At 72.0% G+C, this 19,503-nt stretch carries 17 protein-coding genes; 5 read left to right on the forward strand and 12 right to left on the reverse strand.

Features of this window, described 5'->3' with window-relative positions; all coding sequences use genetic code 11:
* Window positions 1-2: 2 nt before the first annotated feature.
* From WME85_RS08540 to WME85_RS08570, 7 genes are all read right to left on the reverse strand, one after another.
* Window positions 3-1,019, reverse strand: a complete 1,017-nt coding sequence (locus WME85_RS08540) for a hypothetical protein (RefSeq protein WP_437836906.1) — start codon at window positions 1,017-1,019, stop codon at window positions 3-5.
* Window positions 1,019-3,742 carry a DUF499 domain-containing protein gene (locus tag WME85_RS08545; protein ID WP_437842255.1) on the reverse strand — a complete coding sequence of 908 codons (2,724 nt, stop codon included), beginning with the start codon at window positions 3,740-3,742 and terminating at the stop codon, window positions 1,019-1,021. The genes WME85_RS08540 and WME85_RS08545 overlap by 1 nt, the downstream gene beginning before the upstream one ends.
* 177 nt (window positions 3,743-3,919) lie before the next feature.
* Window positions 3,920-5,362 (reverse strand): site-specific DNA-methyltransferase, encoded by a 1,443-nt coding sequence (locus WME85_RS08550; protein ID WP_437836908.1) that lies wholly within the window; start codon window positions 5,360-5,362, stop codon window positions 3,920-3,922.
* A gap of 189 nt (window positions 5,363-5,551) precedes the next feature.
* Window positions 5,552-6,295 carry an ABC transporter ATP-binding protein gene (locus WME85_RS08555; protein ID WP_437836910.1) on the reverse strand — a complete coding sequence of 248 codons (744 nt, stop codon included), beginning with the start codon at window positions 6,293-6,295 and terminating at the stop codon, window positions 5,552-5,554.
* Complete coding sequence (locus WME85_RS08560; protein WP_437836912.1) at window positions 6,295-7,104, reverse strand: ABC transporter permease; 810 nt, start codon at window positions 7,102-7,104, stop codon at window positions 6,295-6,297. The genes WME85_RS08555 and WME85_RS08560 overlap by 1 nt, the downstream gene beginning before the upstream one ends.
* The gene (gene modA / locus WME85_RS08565; protein ID WP_437836914.1) at window positions 7,101-7,964 is read right to left on the reverse strand and encodes a molybdate ABC transporter substrate-binding protein; all 864 of its coding nucleotides are present in this window, start codon (window positions 7,962-7,964) and stop codon (window positions 7,101-7,103) included. Before modA ends, WME85_RS08560 begins: the two co-directional genes overlap by 4 nt.
* A 23-nt stretch (window positions 7,965-7,987) precedes the next feature.
* Window positions 7,988-9,106 (reverse strand): substrate-binding domain-containing protein, encoded by a 1,119-nt coding sequence (locus WME85_RS08570; protein WP_437836916.1) that lies wholly within the window; start codon window positions 9,104-9,106, stop codon window positions 7,988-7,990.
* 70 nt (window positions 9,107-9,176) lie between these two features.
* On the opposite strand from WME85_RS08570, the gene WME85_RS08575 reads away from it, so the two are divergent.
* Both WME85_RS08575 and WME85_RS08580 read left to right on the forward strand, forming a co-directional pair.
* On the forward strand, window positions 9,177-9,413 hold the full coding sequence (locus tag WME85_RS08575; RefSeq protein ID WP_437836919.1) for a dihydrofolate reductase family protein: 237 nt from the start codon (window positions 9,177-9,179) through the stop codon (window positions 9,411-9,413).
* A 228-nt stretch (window positions 9,414-9,641) separates the two neighbouring features.
* Window positions 9,642-11,048, forward strand: coding sequence for a sensor histidine kinase (locus tag WME85_RS08580; RefSeq protein WP_437836921.1), 1,407 nt, complete (start codon window positions 9,642-9,644; stop codon window positions 11,046-11,048).
* 26 nt (window positions 11,049-11,074) lie between these two features.
* Here WME85_RS08580 and WME85_RS08585 read toward each other — a convergent pair whose 3' ends face one another.
* Together WME85_RS08585 and WME85_RS08590 are read right to left on the reverse strand one after the other, a co-directional pair.
* Window positions 11,075-11,614: a GNAT family N-acetyltransferase gene (locus WME85_RS08585; RefSeq protein ID WP_437836923.1), complete on the reverse strand. Its 540-nt coding sequence runs from the start codon at window positions 11,612-11,614 to the stop codon at window positions 11,075-11,077.
* On the reverse strand, window positions 11,611-12,861 hold the full coding sequence (locus WME85_RS08590; protein ID WP_437836925.1) for a hypothetical protein: 1,251 nt from the start codon (window positions 12,859-12,861) through the stop codon (window positions 11,611-11,613). The genes WME85_RS08585 and WME85_RS08590 overlap by 4 nt, the downstream gene beginning before the upstream one ends.
* A 68-nt stretch (window positions 12,862-12,929) precedes the next feature.
* Here WME85_RS08590 and WME85_RS08595 point away from each other — a divergent pair, with 68 nt between their 5' ends.
* Window positions 12,930-14,450 carry a PLP-dependent aminotransferase family protein gene (locus tag WME85_RS08595; protein ID WP_437836927.1) on the forward strand — a complete coding sequence of 507 codons (1,521 nt, stop codon included), beginning with the start codon at window positions 12,930-12,932 and terminating at the stop codon, window positions 14,448-14,450.
* A gap of 268 nt (window positions 14,451-14,718) precedes the next feature.
* Window positions 14,719-15,309, forward strand: coding sequence for a DUF3943 domain-containing protein (locus tag WME85_RS08600; protein WP_437836929.1), 591 nt, complete (start codon window positions 14,719-14,721; stop codon window positions 15,307-15,309).
* Window positions 15,310-15,326: 17 nt separating this feature from the next.
* Here WME85_RS08600 and WME85_RS08605 read toward each other — a convergent pair whose 3' ends face one another.
* Window positions 15,327-16,193 carry a DMT family transporter gene (locus WME85_RS08605; protein WP_437836932.1) on the reverse strand — a complete coding sequence of 289 codons (867 nt, stop codon included), beginning with the start codon at window positions 16,191-16,193 and terminating at the stop codon, window positions 15,327-15,329.
* A 124-nt stretch (window positions 16,194-16,317) separates the two neighbouring features.
* Between WME85_RS08605 and WME85_RS08610 the strand changes: the two genes are divergently transcribed.
* Window positions 16,318-17,715 (forward strand): hypothetical protein, encoded by a 1,398-nt coding sequence (locus WME85_RS08610; RefSeq protein WP_437836934.1) that lies wholly within the window; start codon window positions 16,318-16,320, stop codon window positions 17,713-17,715.
* A gap of 129 nt (window positions 17,716-17,844) precedes the next feature.
* Here the strand turns inward: WME85_RS08610 and WME85_RS08615 are convergent, their stop codons facing one another.
* On the reverse strand, window positions 17,845-18,240 hold the full coding sequence (locus WME85_RS08615; protein ID WP_436625879.1) for a RidA family protein: 396 nt from the start codon (window positions 18,238-18,240) through the stop codon (window positions 17,845-17,847).
* A 130-nt stretch (window positions 18,241-18,370) separates the two neighbouring features.
* A complete protein-coding gene (locus tag WME85_RS08620; protein ID WP_437836936.1) occupies window positions 18,371-19,435 on the reverse strand; it encodes a hypothetical protein in 1,065 nt (354 codons plus the stop codon).
* Window positions 19,436-19,503 lie beyond the last annotated feature (68 nt).

Consider the following 19,503-nt stretch of genomic DNA (forward strand, 5'->3'; position numbering starts at 1 on the left):
GTCTATGCTCCACCCGTGCGCGAAAGCTCGATGAACGGCACCGCGACCTCGAGCAACGAGAGGCCGCCGTGCGTGAGCGTCGGATAGCCGCCCTGGCTCCTCCACTTGCGTCGGCCGAGCGCGAACGTCGCGTCGGCGTGGGCCGTCTTCAGACGCAGGTCGAGCGGCGGCACCCAGTTGCCCGGATCGGGCTGCTCGATCTCGGCGAGCGCGGTCCATCGTCCGCTCTTGAGCCGGTCCTTCAGGTACTGCGCTTGCGCAGGATCGGCGGTGTCGGGGAAGTGCCCGCTGGCCGCGTAGCCGTGGTCGGCCGTGATGACGAGGCGCCGTCCCGTCGTGAGCGCGTGGACGAGGCCCCAGAAGGCGTCGCTCGTGAGCTTCTCGGCGGCCTCCTTCGCCAGCGCCGCGAGGGCGTGCCCCGGCGCGCCGAGGTCGTGGAGGCGCTCGTCGGGCCAGTGGTGCCACAGCAGCCAGTCCTGCGAGGCGTTGATCTGCGCCGCGCAGTCCTCCCACGGCAAGTCGGTCGAGTCGGTCGTCGCGCCCGGCAGGCGCCCCTTGCCAGCCCCGCCGTTGTTCTGCAGCGAGCCCCGGCTCGCGAAGCCAAGGGCCTCGGCGAACGGCGTCGTGTCGGCCGGCAGCTCGGCGCCCGTGGCGCGAGACTGATGGACAGTGTAGCCCCGCTCGGCGGCTCCCTTCAGGAGCCACGGCGCTTCACGGAGCGAGAGCGCATCGAGGACGAGCACGGCGCGCCCTGCGCCGCGCTCGGCCCACCACGAGGCCAGGACGTCGGCGGTGCGAGGGATCACGGCCTCGTAGGAATTCCACAGGTCCCATCCCGCCGTCGCGAGGAACAGATCCACCGCTCCCAGCTCGGCGTCGCGCTTCGTGACCTCCGAAGCGGCCTTCTCCAGGGCGAGCGGCGCAGAGCACGTGTTCCATGCGTGCTCGAAGAGGCTCGCCCAGGCGTTGGCAGGAGACGCGGCCTGAAGCCGCCGTAACAACGCGAGCGGCATCGGCATCACTTCTCCTCCTTGTTCAGCGTCAGCTCGTAGGTGATGCCGTCGGGGAGCTTCTTGAGGAGATCGTTGAGCTGCGCGCCCGTGAGGTTCGCGACCTTGAGCTGGACATCCTGGACCTGCGTGCCGGTGGTGATGCCCCAGCTCTCCACTTTGCCGAGCAGGTTGAGCGCGGAGGTGGCGCCCGCCGTGCTCAGCTGACGAACCGTCGCGCTCGGACTGCCACCGAAGATGCTGCCACCGGGCGGCGTCGCGATCGGGTCCTCGCCCGCGCCGGCACCACCGCCCGTGACCGGCGGCCGCGGTCCGAGAGGAAGCTGCCCACCCGCGCCGCCGTTCGACGTCGTGACGACGGGCGGTTGCGGCGGCATCACACCCTCTGCGTGCGGGACCGCCTGCGGGAGAAGGACGTAGGTCTCGTCGAGATGCTTGCCGGTTCCGAGCTTGCCGCGCATCCGTCTCCACGCGGTCTCCTCGTTCTCGCCGGCGCGCACCTGCAGGTACTCCATGCCACGCAGGTTGATGGCGACCTCGCCACGGGCGCAGATCCTGAGGAGCTTCTCCTTCATCAAGGTCTCGCCGAGCCAAGGGATGCAGTCCTCGCCGCCGGGGCGCGGCTCCTGCAGCTCGCGGAGGAGCTTGCCGACCGACTCGTTCTGCTGGGCGGCCAGGAGGACGAGCGCGTCGAAGTCCTCCGAGACGAAGAGGTTCTTGGAGACGAGCCCGTCGACGATCTCCGGGATCTGCGCGCCCTCGGCCTTGTGGCTCTCCACGTGGAGCGTGCATTGCGAGGGGCTCTGGAAGTTCCACGTGGCGAGGATCGCGAAGCGGTCGAAGCGGCGCTTCAGGATGTCGCGCAGCTCGCGCTCGTACTTCGTGTGCAGCTTCTTGAACTCCGGGTTCTGCGTCCTCCACTTCTCGGCGAGCAGCACCGCGCGCGCGAGCACGAGGAGGTCACGGTCGTGGAACAGGTTCTCGCTCCCGTCGCGCGGCAGGAGGAAGCGGACGGCGTTGCGGCGCGCCTGAAGCCGTTCCTTGAGCCAGGTGCCGAGCTGCGCCTCGACCTTGTCCGGCGGCTCCGGCACGACGAGCAGCGGGATGCGGTCATCCCATTGCGCGGGCAGGTCGCTCTCCTCGACGCCCGCCCACGGGTCGGCCGTCCAGCTCGCGCCGAGGACGACCACGCGGAACGCCTTCGCGACGCTCTCGGTGCCGCCGATGACGTAGCGAACCTCACGAGCGAGCTGCTGCCTGTCCGAGCCGTCGACGAAGAGCTTGTCGTTGCGCGCGTTCGCGATGAGCTTCGCCTGCGGGTTCTCCTCTTCGCGGAAGACGAGGCGCGAGCCGTCCTGGTGGATGTTGAAGCTGTTCTCGACGATGGTCGAGAGCTCGGCCGAGAAGAGGTTGTCGTCGATCACCTTCGCGCGGGTGATGTCGACGTGCAGCTCGGCAGGCTCGGCGCCGGCGTTCTTGATGGCCAGCGAGCGGAGCCAGAGCGCCCCCACGATGTCGGCGAGGTGCGGGACGTTCTGCGCCGGCTCCTTCACCGCGTCGAGCACGGCGCTGAGGTTGCGCTGCGCCTTCTCCCGGAGGTTCGCGTGGTGCTGGTTCGATACGGAGTCGAGCAGCGCGGCGATGCCGCTCCTGTCGTCATCGAGGCGGAAGTCGGCGGCGGTGATGATGGGCGAGCTGGCGCTCCGCGATTTGAACACGTCGGCGAGGATGCGGATCAGGTCGCGGGTCTCCTGCGCGTGCGTCGCGACGAGGACCTGATCTTCGAGCAACGTCATGAGGTGCGGCGCGAAAGGCCACGCCTCGACGAAGTCGGTGCGGACGCGCTGGTGCTCGGCGGGCGCGACGTCCGCGAGACGAAGGTGCTCCGAGACGTGCGCGGCGATCGCCGTCTCGATCTGCTGCGCGGGTACCTGCATGCGGTTGTCGAAGAGGCGGTGCAGGAGGAGCCGCAGGCGGTCACGCCGCGCGTGCGGTCCCTTGAAGTCGATCTGGCGCGGGTTGACGCGGTGGATCTGCTGGTAGGCCTCGGTCTCGCCGCTTCGTACGGAGACGACGAGGACGAGCAGCTCGGGGTGCTCCTTGGCGATCTCGGAGAGGAGCTGGATGAAGTTGAACGCCCACGTACGCCAGGGGAACTGCTTGGTGTTGGTGAGTCCGTCGTACCAGGTCTGGAACTCGTCGAGGATGAGCGCGGTCGGCGTGTGCTTGAACAGCTCGATGAGAAGCCTGTCGCCCGGGATATCGGTCCGCTTGTCGCCCAGCGCTTCCCACTTGCCCTTGATGTAGCTGCCGTGCGGGTGGCGCTCGAAGACGAGGTCCCACAGGAACTTGTAATTCTGACGATGGAGGCTCTCGCTGATGACGAGCGTCTTCGGCCGCAGCTTGATCTCGCCGATCTTCGGCTGTCCGAGGCGGATACCCCACGACGTGAGCCACTCCGAGGTCACCTCGGGGCGCGTGAAGCCGTGGTACAGGGCGGCCAGCAAGTGCGACTTACCTTGTCCGCGTTCGCCGATGAGCACGACGGGCTGGCCGTGCCCGGGCCCGATCGCCTCCATCGCGGCAAGGGCGTCGGCGGTCGGGTACGTGATGCTCAGGAACTCAGCCGCGCTGACCTGCGTGGCGCCGGTGTTGTTCTCGTTCGCGAGCTCGATCGCCGTGCCCTTCAGGCGGCGTCCCTGGAATTCCTCACGCAACGTCAGTCCCAGCATCATTCGGCTCCGTTCAGCAGCTGGCGCAGTCAAGTCAGCCTTCCTCGCGGTTCGTGTCAGTTCCGCGCGACTGCCTGGTGATCCACCGCTCCAGATCCTCGCGCTGGCATCTTGCCGCACGAGGATACGGACATACGTTCGCCAAGACAACGCCGGTGGCGAAATTTTGAAGGCGATTCAGGGTACCTCCGCGCCCACGCCGAGCGCTGCAAGGCCCACGTTTTCGCGTGGGCCACCGCCCGCAGGGGCCGCTCGGCCATCGTCCTTCTCGACGAGAGAGGGCGCGAGGTTGAAGAAGCGGAAGCCCCCCCCGCCTCGCCAGCCCGTCGTCGCGGTGACCCCGCCTCTGTCGGAGCCGTCGATGACGGAGCGGAGGCGCGGGAGCACATGCGTCCTGCAGTGGTCCCCCATCTCCACCATGATCCAGCGACGCCCCATCTTGTGGGCGACGGCCCCTGTCGTCCCGGAGCCAGCAAAGGCGTCGAGGACCCAGTCGCCCGGCTCGGTGACCAGCTTCAGCAGGCGCCTGATCAGGAATTCTGGCTTCTTGCCGCGGCGAAAATCGACGTCGCCCTCGTTCGCGAGGTTGGCCTTCGGGATGTCGGCGTGAGCCCAGAAGTCGGATTGTTTGCCCGTCCGGACCACCCGGCCCTCCACGAGCTTCGCGGTGTCCCTCAGCCAGACCGCCGCCTGGCCATCCATGTAGTACAGGGTCGTGCGCTCGCCCTCCCTCTTGCCGCGCGACACGAGGTAGTCCGCCGAGAAGAAGCCGTCCTTGCAGTGCGAGATGATACGGTTCTGAAACTCGTTTTCCCTCTGGATGCTGGTGAGCCGGAATATCGCCGCGAAGCGCCTGGCGTACTCTGCGTCGATCTCCTCCTTGCGTCTCTCGAAGTCGCGGAGCGAGATGCTCTGCACGTCGAAGCCGGCGTGCTTGTAGATGACCACCGGCTCCCCGGTCGAAGGCGCCTTGAACCGCGCGACCTCCCGCCGCGCCCCCGTCGAGACGAGCACGCGGTTGTAGCGCTTCATCGCGCTCGGCTCGAGGGGGCCTTCTCCCTGCAAGTCCGCGGCGCTGAACCTCGAGCGATCCTTCGTGTAGGCGAGGATGTACTCGTGCGTGTTCACGAGGAAGGCCCCACCCTGGCCGATGCCCGAGACGCCGGAGCGCTCGTAGGCGATCTGCCCCAGGAACTGCGGGCGGCCGAACACCTCGTCGAGCACGACCTTCATGTAGTGCACTTCCTCCTGATCGAGATGGACGAAGAGCACCCCACCGTCGGCCATGAGCGTGCGCATCCGCTCGACACGCCTGGCCATCCGATCCAGCCAGAGAGAGTGCTCGAGGCCGTCGTCGTAGTGCTCGAACGCCTTCCCGGTGTTGAACGGCGGATCGATGTAGATGCACTTGATCTTGCCCGCGAACTCCTGCTCCAGCGCCGCCAGGGCGAGCAGGTTGTCCCCGTGGATCAGGCGGTTGTCGAGGAGGTCGTGGTCCGTGACGCGCTTGGCGGCCTGACAGGAGAGCGCGGCGTCCTCGAGCAGGATGCCCGGCTCCGGGCGGAGCCGCTCCTCCTTGCCGAACCACGTGAGCTCCAGTCGTTTTCTTCTCTCTGCCATGGCTTCGCTAGAATACCGATCAGCTTGAAGCGCGCGGGAATGAAGAGATTTGAACCACAGAGGCACAGAGGACACAGAGGAACAACAAAAAGCTCTGTGCCCTCTGTGCCTCTGTGGTTCATTTTCTCGGGGGTTCAACCTGTTCGTGTCCTGGGTCCGGCTGGCGTGGTCCATCCGGAAGAAAGGCGGCTAGTCGCCGCCGCGCCCCGACGCCACGAGCTCCTCCACGAAGCGCGACGCCGGCCGGGCGGCGAGCTCGTCCCACGTGCCGGTCTGCGTCACGCGCCCCGCCTCGAGGACGGCGATGCGGTGCCCGAGGAGCCGCGCGTCCGACGCGTCGTGCGTGACGACGACGGTCGGGATGGAGAGGGCGCGCAGGTAGCCCGCGAGGAACGCCCGGACCTCGCGGCGAGAATGGACGTCGAGCGCGGCGAGCGGCTCGTCGAGCAGCAGCGCGCGCGGGCTCACGGAGAGGGCGCGCGCGAGAGCAACACGCTGCTTCTCGCCCCCGGAGAGCGCCTGCGTCCGGCGCCCGGCGTGGGCCGCGATGCCGAGCTCGTTCAGCATCGCGTCGACGCGCTCGGCGCGGGCCGCGCCCCTCGGCCGCGGCGGCGCGCTCGTCACCGCGAACTCGACGTTCTCACGGACGCTCAGGTGCGGGAACAGCGCATAATCCTGAGGCACATAGCCAATCCGGCGCTCCTCGACCGGCACGTCGAGCCCGCGCGCCGTGTCGAGGAGCACCGCGGCTCCGACCTCCACCCGACCCCGCTCCACGGGCAGCACGCCCAGCAGGACCGAGAGCAGGCTCGTCTTCCCGGCGCCGTTCGGCCCCACCAGCGCCAGCGTCCCGCCGCCCGTGTCGATCGCCGCGTCGAGCAGCAGCCGCCCGACGCGCGCGACAACGCGGGCTCGCAGGCTCTCCGCGCCCATCAGCGCGTCGCCTCGGGGGCCTCGGCGGAGCGCCGCGCCACGGCCCGCACGAACACGAGGAGCGCGAACGCCACGACGACAAGGACGATCGACAGCGCCTGCGCGGCGCGCATGTCCGACTCGAGCGCCGTGTAGATGGCGAGCGGCAGCGTCTGCGTCTCCCCCTGCAGGTTCCCGGCGAACATGAGCGTCGCGCCGAACTCGCCGAGGGAGCGGGCCCAGCTCATCGCCGCGCCCGCGACGAGCCCCGGGGCCGAGAGCGGCAGCGCCACGCGGAAGAACACCCGCAGCGGCGACGCGCCGAAGGTCCGCGCCACGACGAGGAGCCTCGGGTCGATGCGCCGGAACGCGCTCGCCGCCGCCTGCACGAAGAACGGCGCCGAGACGAACACCTCGGCCATCACCACGGCGGGGGTCGTGAACGTCACCGACCACCCCTCCGGGTAGAGCCAGCCAGCCAGGAGCCCGCGCCGCCCGAACGCGAGCAGCATCGCGACCCCGGCGACCGCGGGCGGGATCACGATCGGCAGCTGCACCGCCGCCTCCAGCGCCCGCGAGAGCCGCCCCCGCGCGCGCGCCAGCGTCCAGGCGAGCGGCGTCCCGAGGATCACCACGAGGACGAGGCTCGCCGAGGTCGTGACGAGGCTCAGGCGGAGCGCGGGCCACACGAGCGGGTGGCGCAGCCCCTCTTCGACGTCCGCCGCCGTGGCCGTCGCGAACAGGGCCAGGACCGGGACGGCCAGGAACGCCAGGAGGACCGCGCCCACCGCGGCCAGGGCGCCCCGCTCCGCGCGTAGGCGCGCGCTCACGGGCCCGGGCCGCCCCCGGAAGGACCGAGGAACCCGGCGCGCCGCAAGGCGCTCTGCCCTGCCTCCGAGAGGACGAGATCGACCCACGCGCGCGCCAGCCCGGGGTGCGCGGCGCCGGCCACGACCGCGATCGGGTACTCGGCGATCACGTTGATGTCGGGCGGGATCGCCACGATCGACACGCCGTCCTGCGCCGCCTGCGCGTCCGTCCGGTAGACGACGCCGGCCTGGGCCTCCCCGAGGCGCACCTTGGCCAGCACCTGGCGCACGTTGAGCTCGCGCGACACGACCTTCGCCTCGACGCGCGCGCGGAAGTCGGCGCCCATCGACCGGGACGCGCGATCGAGGATCTCCAGCGTGTAGCGGCCGATCGGGACCTCCGGTGCGCCGATGACGATGCGGTCCGCGGCGGGGAGATCGGCGAGCCCCCGGATCGCACCGGCGCTCTCCTTCGCGACGACGATGACGGGCTCGTTGCGAGCGAAGACGGCGGGACTCGACGCGCGCTGCGCCTTCACGAGTTCGGCCATGTGGCGCTGATCGGCCGAGGCGAACACGTCGGCCGCGGCGCCTTGCTCGAGCTGCGTGCGGAGCTCCTGCGTGCCGGCGAAGTTGAACGTGACCTCGACGCCCGCATGAGAGCGCTTGAAATCCTCGCCCATCGCGGTGAACACGTCCCGGAGGGAGGCGGCGGCGAAGACCACGAGCCGGTCCTCGCGCTGGGCTCGATCCGGCTCCGAGCGCTCGCAGCCGCCGAGGAGGGCGAGGCACGCGGCCACCAGCACGAGCAGGTAGAGCCGCGAACGCCGCCCCTGGACCCAGCGCATCGGCGCGACGCCTCTGTTCCGTGTGTTCTGCATGCTCCATGCCTCCGCTCGCGCCATCACGCCGCCCCGACCTCGGCGACCCGCTCGCCCGCCGGGCGGACGTCGTAGCCGAGCGCCGAGAGCTCACGGCGGAACTCCCCCGAGACGAGGACGTCCAGCAGGCGCTGCACCCGGGCGTCGGCGAGCGCCTCGCGCGGGACCGCGAGGTCGTAACGCTCCTCGGCCAGGGTCACGAAGCCGAGCCCGAACGCCATCGCGGCGTCGCGCGTGGCCACGCCCGTGTCCGCCGCGCCCATGGCCACGGCGCGCGCGACGTCGAGGTGGCCAGCGACCCGCAGCTGCGGCTTGCGCGCGAGCTCGAGCGGCAGGCCGCGAGCGCGCACCTCGCGCTCGAGGAGCCGCTGGGCGCCGGCGCCCGCCTCGCGGCCGGCGAGGCGCAGGCCGGGGCGGCCGAGGTCGGCGACGCCACGGATGCGGCCCGCTTCCGCGCGACGAACCACGAGGCCCGCCTCCCAGCGCGCCAGCGTGATGAGGACGATCGGCTCGCGGTGGCCGAGCCGGCGGACATCGGCGACGTTCGCCTCGCCCGTGCGCGCGTCGACGAGGTGAACGCCCGCGACGTGGGCGCGCTGCCGCGCCAGCGCCTGGAGGGCCGCGGTGCTCGAGCGGGGGAACCAGAGGAACCGGCCCGGCCCCGGCCTCGTGTTCAGCCGGTCGGCGAGCAGCCCGAGGCCAGCGGCGCAGCCCATCAGCACGACGTTCTCCTCCACCTCGGCGAGCGCCCGGAGGGGCTCGACGGCCGCCTTCCCGCGCCGCTCGGCGGTCACGATGCCGTCCGCGGCCATCCGCGCCGCGTCCTCGACGAGCGGGTAGGCGACCCAGCGGCCCGCGATGCGCGCCATGGCGGCGCGACCCGGCGCGCGCGCGCGAGGGGCGTCGGCCTCGGCGGTGACGGCGGCCGCCCCACGGGCGCGCGTGTCGTCGAAGAGGTCCTCGACCTGGCAGTCGAGGGCCCTCGCGAGGCGCAGCGCGACGTCGACCGCCGGCGTGGCGCGGCCCGCCTCGATGGCGCCCACGCTCTGCCGCGTGAGGTTGGCGCGCTCCGCGAGCGCGACCTGCGACAGCCCGCGCGCCTCGCGCCGCTCGCGGACCCGGTTCGCAGCTCGGTCGGCCATGACAAGCATCCTTTACACCCAGGAAGGCATGCGTGTCATCCGTGGACGTGCGCCTCCCCACCATGAGCGGATGAAGGAGGTGCCCGGGAAGAGCATGACGGTCCTGGGCAGCGGGAGCATCGTGACCCAGCTGGCGCAGGCGGGCCTGGTCGACGAGTTCGCGATCATGGTGAACCCCGTGGCCCTGGGCGATGGTCGGTCGATCTTCAAGGGGCTCAAGGAGAGGCTCGACCTGAAGCTCACGGCGACAAAGACGTTCAGGAGCGGCGTCGTCCTCCTGTCCTACCAGACCGTCGAGAAGGGGTGAGCTCGCCAGCCGGCGCCGGCCAGCGAGCGCCCGCGGGCGGTCGCCGCGGCGCTGCCGCCACGCGCGCTCCGCCATTTCCAGGGTGCTCGCGATCGCCCTGGCTTCTGCGCGCTTCCGCTCGCCGCCGGCGCTCGACGTTTGCTCCGGCACAGCTCCGCGGCCACCTTGCTCATCGCGCTGCCTGGCCTAGTTTTCGAGAGGGAACCGGGAGCAGGAAGGAACTCGGCCATGCCGACGCGGACGCGCTTCGAGGCCACGGCGAAGATGGGCTACGCCATCCTGACCGTGCTCCTCGCGGTCGGCATGGCGTTCTCGATTCGACGCCTCTCCTCCGTGGCAGACGCTCAGATTGCCCGGCTCCGCGCCAAGGAGCACACGATCATGCTCGTGGAGCGGCTCCGCTGGAGCAGCGAGCTCGTCGTGTCCCAGGGCAGAGGCTATCTCCTCACCGGAGAACAAGAGCTCCTCACGGAGATCGAGGACTCGAGGGCGCGCCTTGGCGAGAACGTCCGCGCGCTTCGCGACCTGCCGCTCAGCCCGATGGGTTCCCAGCTGGTAGCGGATATCGACAAGGCGACCAGGGAGCTCATCCGGCTCCAGGAAGAGCTGTTCGCGGCCCGGCAGCGTTCCGAGGAGATGAGCCCTCTCGTGCGCCGGTTCGACAGGGAGCTGCGGCCGCTCCGCCGTGAGCTCGAACGCTCCCTCGGCCGCCTCGTCGACTACAAGGAAGCCGTCGTCAACGACCACTACGCGCGTGCAAAGATGGAACGAGTCCGGCTGGAACGGCGGCTGTATGGCCTGCTGGGCTTGCTGGTGCTGGCTGGCCTCGGGATCGCGCTGTACTTCACGAAGCGGCTCGGCCGATCGTACGACCAGGTGCGCGAAGCCCGCGAGGCCGCGCGCAAGGCGCTGGCCGCCCGCGACGAGCTCATGGGCATCGTGGCGCACGACCTGCGCAATCCGCTCGGCGCCATCATGATGAAGGCCGCGCTGGTGCGGAAGGGAGCGGACCCCGAGAAGACACGGCAGCACGCGGCGTCGATCGAGAACGTCACCCGGCGGATGGAGCGGCTCATCAAATCCATGCTCGACGTGGCGACCATGGAAGCGAGCACGTTCTCCGTGACGCCGGCGCCGTGCGCGGTGGAGGACCTGCTCCGCGAGACCCTGGAGATGTTCGGGCCCCTCGCCGAATCCAGGCAGGTGCGGCTCGAGCAGAGCGCGAGCGAGCCCGGGCTCGTGATCCACGCGGAGCGGGAGCGCGTGCTCCAGGTGCTGTCGAACCTCCTCGGGAACGCGCTGAAGTTCACGCCCCAGGGCGGTCAGGTGACCCTCTCGGTGGACCGGGAGGGGGCGACGGCCCGCTTCACCGTCGCCGACACGGGGCCCGGGATCCCGCCCGAGAACCTGCCGAGCATCTTCGAACGGTTCTGGAAGGACGAGACGCGAGGCAAGAAGGGCACCGGGCTGGGGCTCTACATCGCCAGGGGGATCGTCGATGCGCACGGCGGCCGCATCTGGGTGGAGAGCGAGATCGGGCGCGGCGCCCGGTTCTACTTCACGCTCCCGCTCGCGAAGCCGGCCGCGCAGGAGGCGTCCGCGGCGGAGATGGGAGCGCCGCTGCACCCGGCCTGAGCAGGAGCCCCGGGGCCCGGCGCGGCTCAGGCCCCGCCCGCCGCGCCTCCCTCGCGGACGCGCGCGTAGAGCAGGACGTCGCCCACCCGCCCGTCCTTCACCACGTGACGGCGCATCCGCCCCTCGTAGGCGTATCCCGCCTTCTCGAGCACGCGGGCGGACGCGCCGTTCCAGTCGAAGACCCCGGCCTGGATGCGCTCGAGGCCGAGCTGCTCGAGCCCGTACCGGGTCAGCGCGACGACCGCCTGGGTGGCCAGCCCGCGGCCCCAGTGGGGCGCGCCCAGCCAGTAGCCGATCTCCGCGGTGCGCCGGTGCACGTCGTCGAAGCGCTCGAGGCCGATCCCGCCGGCCACCTCCCCGTCCACCACGATCGCCAGGCCCTCGCCGGGCTGCGCGTGCTCGGCGCAGAAGGCGATCCAGCCCTCGGCGTCCTCGCGCGTGTACGGGTGCGGGAACCGATCCCGGAGGTTCGCCCAGACGCGGCGGTCGTTCGCGTTCTTCACGAGCGCGTCGGCGTCGGCCGGCGTCCAGGGGCGGAGCGTGAGCGAGGGCATTTCGAGGATCATCGGGTCGTCTCCTCCGGTCGAGCGTCGTCGGCTCGGGTGGTCGATCGATCGAAGAGCTTCACGAGCAGCTCGGCCCCAAGGCCGGTCGCGACCATCCGCTCGCGACGGTTCGAGAGCAGCTCGCCGAGCCACGGCACCGCGCCGCCGTCCCCGGCCGGCAGCTCGAGGCCGTCGTCCCGGCGGACGTGGAGCTGGACGAACGGCCCGGCGTAGTAGCCGAGCCCCTGCAGCCGCGCGAGATCGTGGACGACCTCGACCTCCGGCCGCGCGCGCGCGAGCGGCTCGACCACCTCGGCGGCCCAGCGCTCGGCCCGCGCGAGGAGCTCCGGCCCGAGGCCGAGCGACCGCGCGGCCCCCGCGAGATCCGCGGCCGCGCGGGGTAGATCATCGGCGGAGGCCTCGCGCAGGGCCGCCTCCGTCGACCCGGGCTCGTGCGCCTTGGCCCGCCGCGCCAGCGCGTCCGCGTCGAGCCCGCGCGCGGCCAGACTCGCCCGGACGAGGGACGTGTCGGAGAGGACGACGCGCAGCCCGGCCGCGCGGAAGCCGGCGCCAGGCAGCGCGCGGACCAGATCGGCCCAGACGAGCAGGTGCTCGAGCAAGGCGCGCCGCTCGCACGCGTCGTCCTCGCCCCGGCCCGGCGAGCGGGCGGCTGTCGCGAGCGCGAACAGGCGGAAGTGCGGCGTGAAGCCGGGCGTCTTCGTGGGCTGCATGCGCAGCACGCGCTGGCTCGCGCAGAGCCGCAGCGCCTCGCCGCCCCGGGACTCGCGCCGGCGCCGCGCCGCGTGCAGCGCGAGCCCCGTCGTCGGGTCCGCGGCGACCTCGGCGAAGCGGACCGTCGCGAGCACGTTGTTCGGCTCGACGCCGGCGCACGCGGTGGCGCCGAGCGGGACGACCGGCGCGAGATCCACCACCTCGAAGTCCGCCGCCGCCGCGAACGCCGCCGCGTCGAAGGCGTGCAGGCGCCGGCCGTCGGCGGCGGAGGCGTGCGTCATCGGCGCCCGCTCCGCGTGGTCGAGGACGTCGGCGAAGCTCCGCCGCAGCGCGCGCTGGCGCAGGGAGTGGAGCAGCAGCGTGGTCAGCTCGTTGCCCGGGAGGTCCTCCGCCAGCAGGCGATCGAGCGGCTGCCCGGCGTGCGCCTCGGCCGCGCGGCGCGCGATGCGCGACGACAGCTCGCCGGTCTTGCCATCGGCGGGCGACCGCCCCTGGCGAGCGGTGGGCGGCGCGGTGCGGTCGTCCTCGGTGCGCATGGCGTGCTCCTCGTCGACACAGTGACCTGGAGCTGGCACCCTGGAAAGGGCCACCGCAGGGGACTTCGATGGTGCCAGCGCGCTCCGCCTCCCACGCCTTCCTCCGCCTCCAGCGCGGCGCGCCCGCGACCCTGGCCGCCCAGCTCGTGGAGCAGCTGCGCCGCGCCGTCCTCGACGGCGTCCTCCAGCCCGATCACCTGCTGCCGTCGTCCCGCGAGCTCGCGCGGGAGCTCGGCGTGTCGCGCAACACCGCCGTGGCGGCGTACGAGGCGCTGGCCGCGGACGGCACCATCGTGGTCCGCCCCCGCCGGGCGCCTGTCGTCGCGCACGTGCCGGCCCGCGCGGGGTGGCAGGGCGCCGGGCGCGCCCAGCCCGCGGCGTCCGCGCCGCGCCTGTCGAAGAGCGCGCGGCGCCTCGCGGCGGTGGTGCCGCCGGACAAGCTCGACGCGCTCCTCGAGAGCCGCGCCCGCTCGCGCCCTTTCGGCGTCGGCCTGCCGGACCTCGAGCTCCTCCCGTGGCGCATCCTCGACCGGTGCCTGGCGCGCCGCTTCCGCGCGATGTCGGCCGCCGACGCGCTGCTCGACGATCCGCGGGGCGCGCCGCTGCTCCGGCGCGCCGTGCTCCACCACGTCGCGGTGGCGCGCGGCGTGCGCGCGACGGTCGACCAGGTGTTCATCACCGAGGGGTCCCAGGCCGCGATCGACCTGTGCTGCCGCGCGCTGCTCGACCCGGGCGACGCCGCCTGGGTGGAGGACCCGGGGCCGCTCGCCCTGCGCGCGGCGGTGCGCATGGCGGGCGCGCGGCTGGTCCCGATCCCGGTCGACGAGGACGGGGTGCGCGTCGACGTCGGCGCGCGCCGGGCTCCTCGCGCGCGGGTCGCGTTCGTGTCCCCGGCCTACGCGTTCCCCTCCGGGGCGCGGCTCACGCTGCCGCGGCGCATCGAGCTCCTTTCATGGGCCGGCAGGGCGGGCGCGGTCGTGGTCGAGATCGACTACGAGGGCGAGCTGCGGTTCGACGGCTCGCCGCTGCCCTCGCTCCTCGGCCTCGACATCGAGGGCGCGAAGGACCGCGTGATCCACGTGGGGTCGTTCAGCCGCTCGCTGTTCCCGGGCCTGCGCCTCGGCTTCATGATCGTGCCGCCCGCGCTGGTGCGCGCCGTGGCCGGGGTGCGCGCGGCGTCGACGCGCTCGCCGCCGTACCTGCTCCAGGCCGCGCTCGCCGACTTCATCGACGAGGGCCACTTCGCGCGCCACCTGCGGAAGCTGAAGCAGGCGACGCGGCGCCGCCGCGACCTCGTGCTCGCGGAGCTCGGGCGCCTGCTGCCGGGCGCGGTCCGGGCGCGCGCCCCGGCGGGGGGGTCGGTGCTGACGCTCGACCTGCCCGCGGGCGCGGACGACGTCGCCGTCGTCCAGGCGCTCGCGGCGCGGGGCGTGGACGCGCTGCCGCTCTCGCGCAGCGCGGCGGCGCGCGCCGGGGCGCCGCGCGCGCCCGGGCTCATCCTGGGGTTCGGCGCGCACGCGGAGCCGGCGCTCCTGGAGGCGGCGCGGACGCTCGCGGCCGTCGTGGCCCGGGCGATCGGCGGGGGATGAGCGCGGCGTCGCGGACGCCACGACCGGGGAGGGGAGCTGGCGCGCGGTTCTCCTGGCGCGCGATGCTCGCCGCCGCGCTAGACTCGCGTCCGGCCGCCGCCCCCGGCGCGCGCCGCGTCCGCTGTCCCCGATGGGCCCGATCCGCACGTGCGCCGCCGCTCTCCTCGCCGTCGTCTCGGCCGCGTGCGCCGGGCAGGCCACGGCGGCTGCTCCGGTGGAATCGGCCGCTCCGCGGGCTGATTCGGAACTTCCCCCGGAGGGCGCGCCCGTGCCGGAGACCGCCGGCGTGCGCCCTCGCGCCGCGGCCGAGGCGCGCGCCGCTGCGCCAGAGAGCGCCGAGCCGGCCTGGGCGCCGCCGATCCTGCACTCGCTGGCCGTGTTCACGGTGACCCGCAGCGTGGAAGCGGTGCTGTGGCCCGACCCCTTCGCCGACTTCCGCCCGGAGCGCTGGGGATACCACTATGGCGAGGCGTTCACGAAGCCGCCGCTCTTCGACGCCGCTCAGCCAGCCTTCCGGTGGGATCACGACCCCTGGCCGATCAACGTGTTGGGCCACGGCCTGCTCGGGAGCGAGATCTACCTGAGGGCCCGGACTTGCCGCTTCAGCGCCCCGGCCGCGGTGGCGTTCGCCGTCGCCGGCACCCACCTCTGGGAATACGGCTACGAGGCCAACGGCGTCCGCCCCTCGGCCCTCGATCTCGTCTACACGCCGCTCGCGGGGGCCCTCCTGGGCGAGCTGCGGTATGCGACCTGGCGCGCGGCGAGGGGCATCCGGAGCGCCCCGGCGCGCGTGCTCGTGCGCGCGCTCGTGGACCCGTTCGGCGAGATCGAGAGAGGCGCCGGCGTCTTCGACTGCTAGCCAGGAGTGCCGGCGCCTCAGGTCGGACGCATGGCCCCGTAAACACCGATTGCCGCGAGGGCCATTCCGGCAATCTGCACCAGACTCAGGGTCTCGCCGAAGAGCCCGAACGCCATGAGGGCCGCGACCGGCGGCACGAGGTAGAGGAGCGTCGCCACGCCCACCACCGCGCCCTGCCGGATCAGGTAGAGCAGGAGCCCGACCGCCCCGATCGAGAGCCCGAACACCGCCCAGAGCAGCCCCGCGAAGAGCGGGAGCGTGAGCTCCATCCGGCGCTGCTCGGCCAGCAGCACCAGCGGCAAGGTGACGAGGGCGGCCCCGATGTACTGGATGACGGCGTTGACCCGCAGGTCGACCTCGCCGCCCGTGCGCTTCTGCCAGAGGGTGCCGAGCGTCATCGACAGCATCCCCACGACCGCGACCCCGAGCGGGAGCGGCGGCACGCCGGCCCCGAGCTTCGGGAGCACGACGAGGCAGGCCCCCAGGAAGCCGAGCCCGATACCGAGCCAGCGGCGCCGCGAGACCCGCTCGCCCAGCAGCGGCCCGGCGAGCGCCGCCGTGACCAGCGGTTGCAACCCCGCGACCAGGGCCGAGATGCCCGCCGGGAGCCCGTGCTTCACCGACCAGAACACCCCGCCGAGGTAGAACCCGTGCAGCAGGGCGCCGGCCACGAGGCCGTCCCGCCATGACCGCGCCGAGCCCGGCCATCGCGCCCGCGCCACGAGCGCGATGAAGGCCAGCACGAGGCCGGCGAGCGCGTAGCGCACCAGGAGAAAGGTGAGCGGCTCCGCGTGAGGCGCCACCAGCCGCGCGACGATGAACCCCGTGGACCAGATGACGACGAAGAGCGGAGGCGCGATGCTGGTGAGGCGCGGAGAGGGCATGGAAGGCAACGCGGGACGAGGCTGGACGCGCGGTGGTACAGCACGGCGCGGAGCACCGCAACGGTGCGTTCGGGAGGAGCAGACGCATGACGAGTCGGCCGCGGCGGACCTCGAGGCGTAGATCATGACGACCGAAGAACCCGAGCCGGCGTGCGTGGGGGCGGCTGCCGCCGAGACGCTCGCCGCGCAGCACCTCGAGCGCGACGCCGCCAGCTGCCTCGACGCCGCGCTCGCCCTGGCGACGACGTTGCACACGCCGGGGCAGCGCGAGCGCTACCGACGCCTGCTCGAACGCGCGATCGAGCAGGCCGATCGCGCGCTGGGCGCCGCCGAGCAGGAGCGCGCCGCCCTCCAGGAACATGAGCTCGCCGCTGGAAGAGAGCGAATCCTCGCGACGAGGATGGGCGCCCGTTCGACGCTGGCGAGGGCCCACGCGGCGCGAGCGGAAGACGCGCTTCACGGGGCGGGGCAGCTCTCGTTGAGCGCGCAGCGCGCGCCGACGCGCGAAGCGTGCGACGACGGTTGGCGGCGCGTGGAGGCGATCGCGGACGGCGCGGAGGCCTCGGCCCGCGCGGCCGCGATCAGCGCCACAGAGCTCGAGGCCGGCTCGCCCCGGTCGAGAGTCGCACGCGCGGCGCGCGCGGCAGCTCACAAGGCCGAGGTCGCCGCCCGCGCGGCGCGCAAGATCATCGGCGAGCGAAACCACGCGTACACGTTCCACACGGACAACGGCTTCTCGTTCGGCGAGGGGTGGTACGTCGCCGCAGCCGCCGTCCTCGAGGGCGCTGCCATCCAGGTCGAGCCAGGCAAGGCCGTAACACCGCAAGCCGAGGCGTTTCTCCGCGATGCAGGCCTGAGCGATCACCTTCAGGCGTACCGCTCGCGCCCGCGCGCGATGAAGCAGACGACGGAGATCGTCGCCCGCGCCTTCAAAGCCGAGCCGTCCTCCGCCCAGCGGCGGCTCCGCGCGGCGTTTCTCGGGGACGCGCCGATTCCGGAATCGGTGACCGGCTGGGTCGATCGCAGGCTCGCTGAACCGCCGGCGGGAGAGCCATGTCGGCGGAAGGTGCTGCTCTGGATCCGCGAGGGGCTCCACCACCCGCACCGGAACACGACGCTCGCCGAGCTTCTGGAGCTGGCGAACCTCGTTCGACGCACCGGGCTCGTGCCTGTGTTGACCGGCGACGCCCTGCTAGACGGCCAGGTCCCCGAGGGCGCGGTCGACATGACCCTCTTCTGGAAGGACCCCACCTTTCGACAGCTCGACATGCGCCGGGCGCAGCTGCAGTTCTTCGAGCACCTGAAGCGAGCGCACGGCCTCGTCGGCCAGCTCGGCGTCACGACCGCGGGCATGGATGGCCCCGCGCTCATGGGGCTTCCCACGATGTACCTCACCGACGCGCCGAACGTGCGCATGCGGGAGTGGGTCGGCGCGTTGCCGGGATACCAGGAGATCGTGCGCGAGACTGACCATCTCGAGCGCGTCCGCCGTGTGCTGCTCGAGTGGGCCGCAGCTTCGTAGGCGGACGATCATTCCCTCAACGGGGCGTCCAGGCGCGGATCACGATGTCGAGGGCACCGCGGGTGGAGGGGTCCTCGACCAGCGCGGGATCGACCCCGGCGCCCTCAAGCGTCGCCCGCCGTGACGGCGTCAGCTGGTGTGCGCGACGGCGCGGATCTCGATCAGCTGGTGCGGGAACGCCAGACCCGAAACGCCGATGAGCGTGCCCGCTGGACGATGCTGCCCCACATATTCCTTGAAGATACCGACGCACCGCTCGAAATGCTCGCTCGGGTTCGTGAGATAGATGATCATCTCGGCGATGTTGGACTTCGTCACGTTGAATCCCGCCAGCACCCGATCAAGGTTCTCCAGCGTCTTCCGGGCCTGTGCCTCGAAGTCGCCCTCGCCGACGAACGCGCCCTGCATGTCGTGGGAAAACTGCCCCGAGATGTAGATGGTGCCGTTGACGCAGTAACCCTGGGTGACGCCGAAGCCGTCTTCCCACGGAACGCCGTGGTTGTAGGTGGTGGCCTTCTGTGTCATGTTAGATTCCTTACTGTCTGTGGTTCCTCGCCGCGACATCGGCGCGGCGTTGGAGACTGTAGCCGGCCCATTGGCGACCGGATGTCTACACAGACGCGAAGGACTTTCTCGAAGGGCCCGCCCCCACGCGCTACACGAGCATCGAATAGCGCTGCTCCGCCGCGAGGCACGGCGCCGGGTCGAGGCCGAGCTCGCGGCGGACGATGTTCGCCCCGCGCACGAGGGACACCATCTTGTGGAACGCGTGCATCCGGCTCATGCCCTGCCGACCGAAGCCGCAATCGCTGCTGAGGATCAGCCGCTCCGGCTCGATGAACCGGAGCGCCTTGCGGATGAGCGCCGCGACCTGCTCGGGCGTCTCCACCTCGAGGCTGCGGTGGTGCACGACCCCGATGCAGACCTTCTTGTCCTTGCCGATGGCCTTGCCGATCGCCGGGAGCGCCGCGCCGCCGTCGCTCGCGGCCTCGAAGGTGATGACGTCGACGTCGAGCCGGTCGAGCAGCTCCAGCGAGCTCTCGTAGCCGCTCGTCGCGACCTCCACCCGCTGCGCCGCCGGGTTGCCCCAGCAGGTGTGCACCCAGACCTCGGTCTTGGCGCGCAGCCCGGCGACCTCGCGGTTGAAAGCGTCGATGTAAAGCCCCGTGGTCAGCTCCGCCCCCTTGTCCTGTCCGGCGACGTAATGGAGCAGAGGCTCCTCGAGCTGGACAACGGGACACCCGGCGTCGGCGACCTCGTGCAGCTCCTGATTGAGGCTGTCGGCGATGGCGAAGAGGAGCTCACGGCGGTTCGCGTAGTGCTGGTTGAGGACGACGACCTCCAGGAGCTGGCCGCAGCAGGTGCCGAACTTCATGGGCCGGCTCGTCAGGCGCTGCGCCGCCTTCCAGACGCGCGCGTACTCCAGCCCTCCCCGGCCGACCGGGCCGCGCACGAAGAAGGGGAGGCGGGCCTCCATCACCTCGTGGAGGATATCGCCCGCGGCCCGCTCCCTCGGCGACGTCCAGGGCTGGGGCCGGAGGCCTGGATCTGCCATGCCCTCCATGCGCTCGGCCAGATAGCTGAACCAGGAGCGGCCCCCGACATCCATGTCGAAGCGGGCGTCGCCGTCGGTCAGGATGTCGAGGCCTGCCCGCATCTGATCGGTGATGTGGACGGCGACCGCGTCGGTGTACTGCTCCCTGAACACGAGATCGGCCATGGCCGTCGAGAACCTCCGGCCCGCGAGGCCGGAGACATACCATGACGGCCGCGGTAGAGAGCCGGTGA

It is taken from the genome of Sorangium sp. So ce1153, from assembly GCF_051521595.1.
GTDB lineage: Bacteria > Myxococcota_A > Polyangia > Polyangiales > Polyangiaceae > Sorangium.

Coding starts and splice junctions, on each gene's coding strand:
- WME85_RS08540 (WP_437836906.1), bottom strand. CDS start 1,019: ATGCCGATGCCGCTCGCGTTGTTACGGCGGCTTCAGGCCGCGTCTCCT.
- WME85_RS08545 (WP_437842255.1), bottom strand. CDS start 3,742: ATGCTGGGACTGACGTTGCGTGAGGAATTCCAGGGACGCCGCCTGAAG.
- WME85_RS08550 (WP_437836908.1), bottom strand. CDS start 5,362: ATGGCAGAGAGAAGAAAACGACTGGAGCTCACGTGGTTCGGCAAGGAG.
- WME85_RS08555 (WP_437836910.1), bottom strand. CDS start 6,295: ATGGGCGCGGAGAGCCTGCGAGCCCGCGTTGTCGCGCGCGTCGGGCGG.
- modA (WP_437836914.1), bottom strand. CDS start 7,964: ATGCAGAACACACGGAACAGAGGCGTCGCGCCGATGCGCTGGGTCCAG.
- WME85_RS08570 (WP_437836916.1), bottom strand. CDS start 9,106: ATGGCCGACCGAGCTGCGAACCGGGTCCGCGAGCGGCGCGAGGCGCGC.
- WME85_RS08575 (WP_437836919.1), top strand. CDS start 9,177: ATGAAGGAGGTGCCCGGGAAGAGCATGACGGTCCTGGGCAGCGGGAGC.
- WME85_RS08580 (WP_437836921.1), top strand. CDS start 9,642: ATGCCGACGCGGACGCGCTTCGAGGCCACGGCGAAGATGGGCTACGCC.
- WME85_RS08585 (WP_437836923.1), bottom strand. CDS start 11,614: ATGATCCTCGAAATGCCCTCGCTCACGCTCCGCCCCTGGACGCCGGCC.
- WME85_RS08590 (WP_437836925.1), bottom strand. CDS start 12,861: ATGCGCACCGAGGACGACCGCACCGCGCCGCCCACCGCTCGCCAGGGG.
- WME85_RS08595 (WP_437836927.1), top strand. CDS start 12,930: ATGGTGCCAGCGCGCTCCGCCTCCCACGCCTTCCTCCGCCTCCAGCGC.
- WME85_RS08605 (WP_437836932.1), bottom strand. CDS start 16,193: ATGCCCTCTCCGCGCCTCACCAGCATCGCGCCTCCGCTCTTCGTCGTC.
- WME85_RS08610 (WP_437836934.1), top strand. CDS start 16,318: ATGACGACCGAAGAACCCGAGCCGGCGTGCGTGGGGGCGGCTGCCGCC.
- WME85_RS08615 (WP_436625879.1), bottom strand. CDS start 18,240: ATGACACAGAAGGCCACCACCTACAACCACGGCGTTCCGTGGGAAGAC.
- WME85_RS08620 (WP_437836936.1), bottom strand. CDS start 19,435: ATGGCCGATCTCGTGTTCAGGGAGCAGTACACCGACGCGGTCGCCGTC.